The 9,147-nt window shown below is 44.9% G+C and carries 9 protein-coding genes; 1 reads left to right on the top strand and 8 read right to left on the bottom strand.

Annotation, left to right across the window (positions count from 1 at the left end):
* Window positions 1–114: 114 nt before the first annotated feature.
* Window positions 115–1,983, bottom strand: coding sequence for an efflux RND transporter periplasmic adaptor subunit (locus JGK20_RS32685; RefSeq protein ID WP_293233582.1), 1,869 nt, complete (start codon window positions 1,981–1,983; stop codon window positions 115–117).
* Window positions 1,984–2,173: 190 nt separating this feature from the next.
* Complete coding sequence (locus JGK20_RS32680; protein ID WP_293177108.1) at window positions 2,174–2,317, bottom strand: hypothetical protein; 144 nt, start codon at window positions 2,315–2,317, stop codon at window positions 2,174–2,176.
* Window positions 2,318–2,431: 114 nt separating this feature from the next.
* On the opposite strand from JGK20_RS32680, the gene JGK20_RS32675 reads away from it, so the two are divergent.
* The gene (locus JGK20_RS32675; protein WP_293177106.1) at window positions 2,432–2,854 is read left to right on the top strand and encodes a hypothetical protein; all 423 of its coding nucleotides are present in this window, start codon (window positions 2,432–2,434) and stop codon (window positions 2,852–2,854) included.
* Here the strand turns inward: JGK20_RS32675 and JGK20_RS32670 are convergent, their stop codons facing one another.
* The 6 genes from JGK20_RS32670 to JGK20_RS32645 form a co-directional block, all read right to left on the bottom strand.
* Window positions 2,855–3,865, bottom strand: coding sequence for an ABC transporter permease (locus tag JGK20_RS32670; protein WP_293233580.1), 1,011 nt, complete (start codon window positions 3,863–3,865; stop codon window positions 2,855–2,857).
* Between the two features lie 140 nt (window positions 3,866–4,005).
* Window positions 4,006–5,421 (bottom strand): ABC transporter substrate-binding protein, encoded by a 1,416-nt coding sequence (locus JGK20_RS32665; RefSeq protein WP_293233578.1) that lies wholly within the window; start codon window positions 5,419–5,421, stop codon window positions 4,006–4,008.
* Window positions 5,422–5,447: 26 nt separating this feature from the next.
* On the bottom strand, window positions 5,448–5,600 hold the full coding sequence (locus JGK20_RS32660; protein WP_293233576.1) for a hypothetical protein: 153 nt from the start codon (window positions 5,598–5,600) through the stop codon (window positions 5,448–5,450).
* Between the two features lie 148 nt (window positions 5,601–5,748).
* Window positions 5,749–6,699: a hypothetical protein gene (locus JGK20_RS32655; protein ID WP_293224321.1), complete on the bottom strand. Its 951-nt coding sequence runs from the start codon at window positions 6,697–6,699 to the stop codon at window positions 5,749–5,751.
* Window positions 6,700–6,855: 156 nt separating this feature from the next.
* On the bottom strand, window positions 6,856–8,406 hold the full coding sequence (locus JGK20_RS32650; RefSeq protein ID WP_293219886.1) for a serine protease: 1,551 nt from the start codon (window positions 8,404–8,406) through the stop codon (window positions 6,856–6,858).
* The gene (locus JGK20_RS32645; RefSeq protein WP_293219889.1) at window positions 8,390–8,728 is read right to left on the bottom strand and encodes a CU044_2847 family protein; all 339 of its coding nucleotides are present in this window, start codon (window positions 8,726–8,728) and stop codon (window positions 8,390–8,392) included. The genes JGK20_RS32650 and JGK20_RS32645 overlap by 17 nt, the downstream gene beginning before the upstream one ends.
* Between the last annotated feature and the right edge of the window lie 419 nt (window positions 8,729–9,147).

The raw sequence follows: 9,147 nt of genomic DNA, 5'->3' as shown, positions 1-9,147 counted from the left end.
ACCTTTATTTAAAAAAAAGTTAACTCTTAGGTATGTAGTTGCGCTTCAGCGCTCTTTATAAGATTAGGAAAGAGCGCTTAAGCGCAACAACGTACCTTTGTTGCCCAACTTCCTCTACTTCTGAGTCTTAATAATATCCTCCAACTTTTTACCAGCAGGAAGTTCAGTAAAAACCCGATCGCCCGCCTTAGCACCCTCTAAAATCTGAATCTTGTTACCAATAGTCGATCCCACCGTCACAGGCTTAAACTTCGGCTGCTGTTTCTCATCGGGAACCAGCACACCGGTTTGACCTTTATTGGTCACAATCGCCACAGTCGGAACAACCAAAGCATTGCTCAGTTTTTGACCGACAAATCTCAAATCTACATTCATCCCCGACTGCAAGAAATCCTTGCCAGTGTCAATGGCGACGCGCACTTGAAACAGCGTCACATCCCGTTCTTTCACAGCTTCGGGCGCAATTAATTTAACCTTGCCTTTAAACACTTTATCTGGATAAGCATCAGCCACAATTTCCACAACTTGACCCGGTTTAATTTGACTGATATCTGCCTCCGGGACTTTCGCCAAAACTTCCACATCTCTAGCGAGAGCGACAATAGATGTCGAAGTTGCCGAAGTAGCTTCCGATGCCGAAGTTGCCGGGGTTACAAAAGCTCCTTGAATCGCGTATCTTTGAGTAATAACTCCTGCAAAAGGAGCGCGAACTTTTGTATCTTCTAACTGCACTTCTTGAAAGCGGACTTGAGCCTGAGCTTCGGCTAAATCAGCTTTAGCCGAAGCTATTTCTTCCGGGCGAGCGCCGTTTTCTTGGACAGCTAATTGGCTTCTGGCTTCAGCAACTGCTGCTTCGGCTTTGGCGATTTCTTCTGGACGGTTGCCGTTTTCTGTTTGTGCTAATTTACTTCTAGCTTCAGCAACTTCTGCCTCGGCTTTGGTAATTTCTTCCGATCGCGTGCCGTTTTGCAACTGCTTCAATGCTTGCTGCTCGACTTCCACAGCAGCTTGGAGTTGCTGAATTTGCGACTCCCGACTTTCTTGCAGTTGTTGCAAGCGTTTTTGGGCTTCTGTTACCTTAGCTTTGGCAGTGCGATTTTCCTTAATCAGTTCATCCAGTTTATCTTGAGCAAGAGCACCTTCTTGGACTAACGGGCGGTTGCGTTCCACCCGCTGAGCTGCTAGTTCGGCTTGAGCTTTACTCGATTCAATTTGCGTTTGTGCTTGGGCAATTTCTTGTTTGACACTGCCAGTTTGAGCGTCTGCTAAACGGGCTTGAGCTTGGGCTAAACGAGCTCGCCCTTGGCTGACTTCTTCGACGCGGCTGCCGGCTTTGAGTTGCTGTAAGCGGGCTTGAGTTTGCTCCAAGCGAGCTCTGGCTCCTGCAACTTCTTCGACGCGGCTGCCGGCTTGGAGTTGCGCCAGACTAGCCTGGGCTTGCTCTAAACGCGCGCGGGCGCTGGCGATGTCTTCCGATCGATTTCCGGCTTCAATTTTGGCAAGTTTAGCTCTAATGCTGGCTTCGCGGGCCTTGGCTTGAGCCAGTTGAGCTTCCACATCGCGGCTTTCCATGCGGGCCACAATTTGTCCTGCTTCGACGCGATCGCCCTGTTCGACAAATAACTCTGCGATCCGACCGGAGCCTTTGGGGCTGAGATTCACGCGCTGTACGGGTTGTACCGTCCCGCTAGACGTGATCCGCACCGTCAGGTTTTGCGCTTCCACCGGCACTGTCATCGCTGCGATCGCATCTACTTTCGGCTGCGATCGACTTTTTGATATATATATGGTAGTCGGTACAGCTAGCAACCCGGCTGCAACCAAACCGATCGCCCACCGCGGCATCTTCCGCGCGGTTTTCTTCGGGGATTGCTTTTGGGCGGTTTTTTTATCTGCAATTTTAGTCTCTGGGGCCTTGGTGTCTACAATTTGAGTATCTTCCACCTTGACCTGAGCAGCTTCCTTTTTGGGGCTAACGATCATACCGACTCACCTAATTAAATCTCAGGATTACCTTAAAGGTAAAATTTTTTCTGATGCGCGGCATCGTCTTTCAGACTCATCCGATCGGGTGATTTAAAAAAAGTTCCCCAACCAGCACCTGTAAACAATTATAGCTAATCTTTGCAACTTATTAAATAATGTTAAGTTTTTTCAGTCTCAAGAGGCGAGCTCAAACTTCGATCGCACTCAACTGACTTTCTGCGGAGGCGGGATCTGCCGCGTGGGCGATCGGCTTCCAGTAAGTCGTGGGTTGTCTTGTAGGGCGATCGCACAGTGCGCGCCCGGTAACTACACAGTATGAAGACGCTGACATCTCATAAACCCGTTTGTCGATCGTACCCTGTCCAAGTCGTGAATATCTATCTGCCCTGTGCGCGCAACAGGTTAAAATATTTTGCAAATCCGTTGAAAATGGAAAAGCTTCAACATGAATCGTCCTCAAAGCGTTACAGTTCTGGCAATCTTACAGTTAATTAGTGGCATCTTCAGTCTGCTTGACGGCTTGTTCATCTTACTATTTGCAGGCGTTTTAGGCGGTCTCGGCGCAGTTGGATTCGGCGCAAAAGTTGGCACTGTCATCGGCGGCTTCATTGCAATTTTTGCTGGAATCGCGATAATTATCGGAATTATTTCCCTAGTCTTAGCATGGGGTTTGCTTCAACTAAAAAAATGGGCTTGGACTGGAACATTAATTATCCATGTTATCGCCGTCGTCACGCAAATTGCCAAAATGTTGGGTAGCGCAGGTGCAGCAGTTAATTTTCTATCTCTGGGTTTTGCCATTGCTAGCATTTACTACCTGCTACAGCCGGATGTTAAACAAGCATTTTCTGTAGAACTTCCCTTCTAATTAACGGTACTGAATTCTCGGGTCAAAAAAAGCATAGGAAATATCAACCGCCAGATTGATCAGCACAAAACTCACAGCCACAAAGATTACTCCTCCTTGCACAATTGGGTAATCCCGCGTCAGAATCCCGCTGTAAATCCAGGAACCAATTCCCGGCCACGAGAAAATTGTTTCAGTCAAAATCGCGCCACCCAAAAGCGTGCCGAACTGCAAACCTATAGTTGTGACGATCGGCAAAAACGCATTTTTCAAAGCGTGTCTCAAAACCACCCAAAATTCCGGCAAACCCTTAGCCCGCGCCGTGCGGATGTAATCTTGTGCCAGCACTTCCAGCATCGCAGCACGAGTAATCCGAGCGATTATCGCCAAGGGGATTGTTCCTAAAGTTAAGGCTGGGAGGATTAAATGGGCGATCGCATCCCGCAAAGCCACCAAATCCCACCTCAGCAAAGCATCCAAAACATAAATACCCGTAATTGGCTTAAAACCAAACCCCAAATCTACACTAATTCGCCCGCTAGGAGGCAGCCATTTCAGATAAACAGCAAACAAATAAATCAACATCAATCCCAACCAATAGACTGGTAAAGATACGCCAATCAAAGAACCGCTCATCGTCAGATTGTCCAGCCAGCTATTTTTCCGAACAGCCGCCAAAATTCCCGCCGGAATTCCGATTATAAGTGCCACCAACATCGCCGCCACCGACAGTTCCAAAGTAGCAGGCCAGCGACTTCTGATTTCATCAACAATCGGAATACCGCTAATAATACTATGTCCTAAATCGAATCGAATCAAACTACTTAAAAAAGCCAAATATTGCCAAGGTAAAGGCTGATTCAAGCCCAATCTAGCCTTCAATATTTCCACCTGTTCGGGAGTTCCCCGTTCTCCCAAAAGCACAGTCGCCGGATCTCCCGGTATCAGGTGCAAAAAAGCAAATACCAGCAGCGTGATTCCGAACAGAACTGGTAATATTCCCAGCAAACGTTTAACAATATATTTAGCCATTTTTATAAGTAGTAATTCGCAACTGATGATATCGTGTTTTGCGAAATTTTTCTCTGCCTTATTTTCTTCAACCGGCGTCCGGCTTGTTTTGTTTGTGTAGACGCGGTTTCAACCGTACGTCTGAATCTATGCAGCATTTTTCAAGACTTACTCACATCCTCAAAAGACTCCGAACCCAAAGGACTCGGAATCCAACCTTTAATATTCTTGCGTTTCCCTAAAAGTGGCTGCGAATGTACGATCGGCAAACGCACCGCCTCCCCATGCAAAATCTCGCTAACTTCCGCATAAATTTTCCCTCTAGCTGCTTTATCCCCACTCGCCCTCCCCCGATCCAAAAGTTCCAAAACCTTCGGATTTTTCCAATTTCCCAAATCCGCCGTCGAACCAGGCCCGAAGTGAGGATAATAAAAATTGTCAGGATCGCCATAATCCCCAGTCCAACCCATCATAAAAGCTTGAAAGCCCGGAGGTTTTAGCCGATCGGCCAAATAAGCAGACCAATCCTTTGTCAGCAACTTTACCCGAATCCCGATCGCGCTTAAATCCGCAGCAAAAGCCTCAGCGATCGGCTTCGGCGTGGGAAAATAGGGACGGCTGACGGGCATATACCACAAATCCAAATCAAAACCGTTTGGATAACCGGCCTTCGCCAGCATTGCTTTAGCTTGCTGCGGGTTAAATTCGTAATCTTTAACTTTGTCAGACTCCGCCCAATTCAGCGACGGCGGGATAAATTGTGAATCATATTTGCCAAGTTCTCCCCAGAAAGCCTTGACGATGGCTTGCTTGTTGATTGTTTGGGCGATCGCCCGTCTTACCTCCGGTTTCGCCAAAGGCGCGTAACCCGGATTTAAGGCTAAATAACCCACATTAAAAGAAGGCCGCAAAACAGTTTCCAAATTAGCATCCGCTTGCACTTCTTTCAATTGATCCGGCGTTAAATCAACAGTAAAATCAAGTTGACCGGCCCTCAATTGAGCCAATCTAGCCGCCGGATCGTCAACAAAACGAATTACCAACTGATTGACTTTCGGCGTTCCAGCTTTCCAATAATTCGGATTTTTCTCTAAAATAATGCGATCGCCCGAGATCCATTCCTTAAACACAAAAGGCCCAGTACCCACCGCCAGCGACCCCGGAGTGCCGTATTTAGCACCCGCTTTCTTCACCGCCGCCGGACTCGCAATCCCAAAATAACCCGACCCAATCGCCGAAGGAAAAGCCGCAAAAGGTCGATTTAACACAAACCTAATCGTAGACTTATCAACAACGATCACATCCTTGACCAGGGAATCTTTATCGCCCTTAAACCCAGCAAAAAAGTTCTTCCAAATCTGATAAGTTTTGCCCGAATCTCGATACCCGTGAGGATTTTTGGCATCCCACCAGCGATCGACATTAAACTTAACAGCATCCGCGTCAAAATCCGTCCCGTCGTGAAACTTCACCCCGGATCGCAACTTAAAAGTCCAAGTTTTGCCATCTGTAGAGCTCGACCATTCAGTAGCGAGACTGGGTGCGAGTTCCACAGTACCCGGTTTAGAATCAGTCAAGCGATTGTAGATTTGGTCGATCGCAATCACCGAAAAGCCCCTGGTGGAACAGCCGCAGGAGTTGTCGCAGTTGGAGAATTATTGCTAATATTTGCAGGAGTGCCGCAATTTGAGACAATTACAGCCATCCCAAAAACTAGAGCTAATAAAACTAAACGCCAATATTTTAACAACCTCATCTCAATAGCTCCTGTTTAATAGCAAGCTGCATTTATGTAAATAACCTTGATCCTTTAATGACTGGGCATATAACCTAACCATAGCCAGATTAACTCCCGACTCATCAATAAATATTAAGTTTTATGCAAGCTCTGATATTGCCAGTCTTTATTGGTACAACAACTCAGCCCTAGTAAAATACAGAGAAGGAGAATTATAAGAAGAAAAACCTCCCTGTTCAGTGATAGAGTATTCAATCACTAAACTTGTAGCTCCAGGTACACCTAGAGGTACAGATATAATTTGATTATTTTGCCCATACTTACACTCTCCAGCCCAAAGCAATTTTCCGTCAACTGATATTCTTACTAAATAAGTTAAGTTGGTATCTCCCGCCGATAAATCTTGTTGACCCAACTGTAAGAGTAACCCCTTTTGGGAACCATCTAATTGAACACCAATCCGTTGTTCATTTGTGTCTCCTCTTAAACTAAATACAGGTGAATATAGCTTTCCACGAATTAAAATTGTTCCTTTTAGAAACCTTATATAATTATCACCGGATATTACCATGTCTTTGAGCAATAAATTAGCTTTTTTGAAGCGACTTAGGTCAGAAGGAGGTGCTGTAAATCCTTTATCTGGGAAATATCCAGGAAGTTCGTTATTTTTGTTTTCTCCTTGGCCAGTAACCTCATTACCCAACTGAGGCGATTCAGTTGGTTGCGAACTAATTTTTGAACTCGCAGTTGGAGTTGGGACAGGCTGAATCAATGACGGAGTGGGTGATGAAGTAGGTGTTGGAATCAATGACGGAGTGGGTGATGGAGTCGGCGCTGGAATCAATGACGGAGTGGGTGATGGAGTCGGCGTTGGAATCAATGACGGAGTGGGTGATGGAATCGGCGTTGGAATAGGTGGTTGAGTAGCGTCGTTTAAAGTTAAATAACCTCCTTTTAGAAGTGCGAAAGTAACTCCAGATGCAATTAATGCACCAAAAATAAACGCCGAAATAATTAAGTATATAATAGTCTTAGTTTTTCCTGGCTGTCTATTTTCATTTTCCAGTCCAGGGTTCTGATTATAATTTGATGAAGGCTTTTGATCTTTCTGGCTCATTTTTTTACCCCATTTAATTCATATTCTATGCGTACATTACCGATCAATCTTAAAACAAAAAGGGCTATCAGCTAAGTCAGACTATCTTGTTATTCAATCGCTTGATACTCGTTGCAAGCAAAGTCTGATTAGCAGGGCGTACTTTCGGCTTCTTACCTAATTGGAACGAGGCAAACGTTCAATAAACAAGGCCCCTTGCCTTTCCTCTACTATTTGCGCTCTCTCCCAATCGAGCCACTGGAGAAATCCGTTGCTATTTTTGATGAAATTCTCAGTAACGTTTAAGGGAAAATTGAGCATTTCTAAACCTGTAATTCTGAGCATATTCCCTAAAGTATTGTCGAGGAAATTGCCAGTATTTATATTCTCTTGCCTCATTAGTTCACATATTTCCTTCAGAGCTTCTAATTTTTGATTATTGACCCAGCTTGAAGATGAAAAAACTCTAGTAGCTTCATCTAGTGGCAAACTGAGATTTTCTCTCATTAAGCCTCGAAAAATCTTACTTTTTACAAAGCTTCCAATGTTCTTTTTTTGAATTTTTTCGCAAAGAGCTAACAGTCCAGAAAAGCTTGGTGAGTTAAAACATAAGCCGGACAAAAATGTTGCTTGGTTATAAACCAGAGCATTTTCGCCTATTTTTGTGATTTTCAAGATGCCACCAGGAGGAACTGTTATATTTCTTACTTGCGTTTCCTGTGAGTTGCCTAATGAATTTCTTGGATCTAGAAAGTCATATCCTTCCGTGGAAAGCCGCCACAATCTTTCTATTGATTGAACCCCAAAGTCCCAAACCTGAGCTGGAATTCTTACACCTTTAATCCCTCGAATCTCGATTAATTCACCATGTTGACTACGGCTCTCAATTACTCCATCAGCGCAGCCCTTGTTAAACACATTTAGACTATAAACCCTGCTTGCATCACCCAATTCTTTATAATTGACACTATCAACTATAAAGTCATAGTTATAGTTAGTTCTTGGTAGTGCCTGTAGATCTATAGTAATAGACCCTGATTCAACAATATCGTTAGCTTGGGTATGTACAGGCCTCCAAATTTCCGGGTAGATCACCTGCTGATTCAATTTAGGCCAAGCTTTAGCCAACTCAGTAGCAGAAATCATAAACGCAGCTTTCACCTGTAGTCGTTCTGGTTTCGTTTCCCTCGCTACAGCCATACCTGCTACACCCTGTAGTTCGTCATCCCACACGGGCGCACCACTGAAACCTGGTTCTAAGGCATAACCCGTCTGTTTCACATCCTCAAGCTGTACCCAACCTTTAGCATTTCGCGTGCGTAACACACCAGAGGCTGGAACACCATTGGGTTGACCTTCTGGAAAACCCAAAACTTGGAAAGGATGTCCCCACAAGTCATCAGATGTCACCAATCGCACACAGTGAAATCCATTGGGGGGAAGACTCTCTAACTCTAATCCAGCAATATCTTCTTCAAACTTCTTACGATTGAATGGTCGCCAGAAAACTACTCTGGCTTTGAACAGCCGTTGGGATGCCAGGATTGGGAAGTCTAAAGTGATTTCTGCATCCGGCATCTTGACAGTTTCTCTAGGCAGTCCCAAGGCATCAGCTACCACGTGGGCGCAGGTCAAGATATGCTTTTGAGAGACTAAGAAGCCAGCACCAACAACTTTGCTACCGTTTGAGTAAATCCTGACGATCGATGGTTCAAGTGCTACTGTCATCGTTTGACTTCCGTTGCCACTTCAGCGTAATTTCATAGTTGACTTCCGCATTGCCAGAAGCAATAACGGCACCAAGTTCAGCACTCATTTTTATACCAAACTTAACCTCCACTTCATCTGCTGGCTCGTTCAAGCTACGCACCTTGGTCATGATCGCATTTGTTAGGGGCTTGATTTTTTCCAGTGCTGACTCGAAAGTCTGTTGAGCCTTTTGAACGATTTCATCGCGCAAACCAATGCAATCATCAATTGGGACTGGATCTTCTACTTCCACAAAAATGGAGTCGCCACTTTCTAGAGGAAATTCAACTATGCGCTTCATACTTAACCTCGTTCCGTTTTTGGGAGGACATAATATATGGTATCCCTATTTTATTTTATAGACAAGACTTATGCAAATTACCTACTCACAAACCACTTATAGTAGTATAGTCCACGGACACACGCTATCAGTAGAGTGCGTGCCTAAGTCCTATATATTTCTCACTTGTCCACAATTGACCGATAATCAAAGGTTGTCCAATATCAAGCAATTCCCATGAATACAGAATTTCTCTCTTTTCTCTTTCTCTGCGCCCAGAGCGCCCTCTGCGGTTCGTTGAACAAAATCTAGTTTACTTCAAGAAATAGGATTGCTATATGCGATCGCACCACCGCCTACAACTCATAACTCTCCTCACCCATACTCCCCAATTCTGGGCTACCGAGAAACTCTTCATCCTCCAATTCCTCAATCCCCGA

It is taken from the genome of Microcoleus sp. PH2017_05_CCC_O_A (assembly GCF_020738785.1).
Classification (GTDB): Bacteria; Cyanobacteriota; Cyanobacteriia; order Cyanobacteriales; family Microcoleaceae; genus Microcoleus.
This window is presented reverse-complemented; position numbering and strand designations above follow the sequence as displayed.

Coding starts and splice junctions, on each gene's coding strand:
- JGK20_RS32685 (WP_293233582.1), bottom strand. CDS start 1,983: ATGATCGTTAGCCCCAAAAAGGAAGCTGCTCAGGTCAAGGTGGAAGAT.
- JGK20_RS32680 (WP_293177108.1), bottom strand. CDS start 2,317: ATGTCAGCGTCTTCATACTGTGTAGTTACCGGGCGCGCACTGTGCGAT.
- JGK20_RS32675 (WP_293177106.1), top strand. CDS start 2,432: ATGAATCGTCCTCAAAGCGTTACAGTTCTGGCAATCTTACAGTTAATT.
- JGK20_RS32670 (WP_293233580.1), bottom strand. CDS start 3,865: ATGGCTAAATATATTGTTAAACGTTTGCTGGGAATATTACCAGTTCTG.
- JGK20_RS32660 (WP_293233576.1), bottom strand. CDS start 5,600: ATGAGGTTGTTAAAATATTGGCGTTTAGTTTTATTAGCTCTAGTTTTT.
- JGK20_RS32655 (WP_293224321.1), bottom strand. CDS start 6,699: ATGAGCCAGAAAGATCAAAAGCCTTCATCAAATTATAATCAGAACCCT.
- JGK20_RS32650 (WP_293219886.1), bottom strand. CDS start 8,406: ATGACAGTAGCACTTGAACCATCGATCGTCAGGATTTACTCAAACGGT.
- JGK20_RS32645 (WP_293219889.1), bottom strand. CDS start 8,728: ATGAAGCGCATAGTTGAATTTCCTCTAGAAAGTGGCGACTCCATTTTT.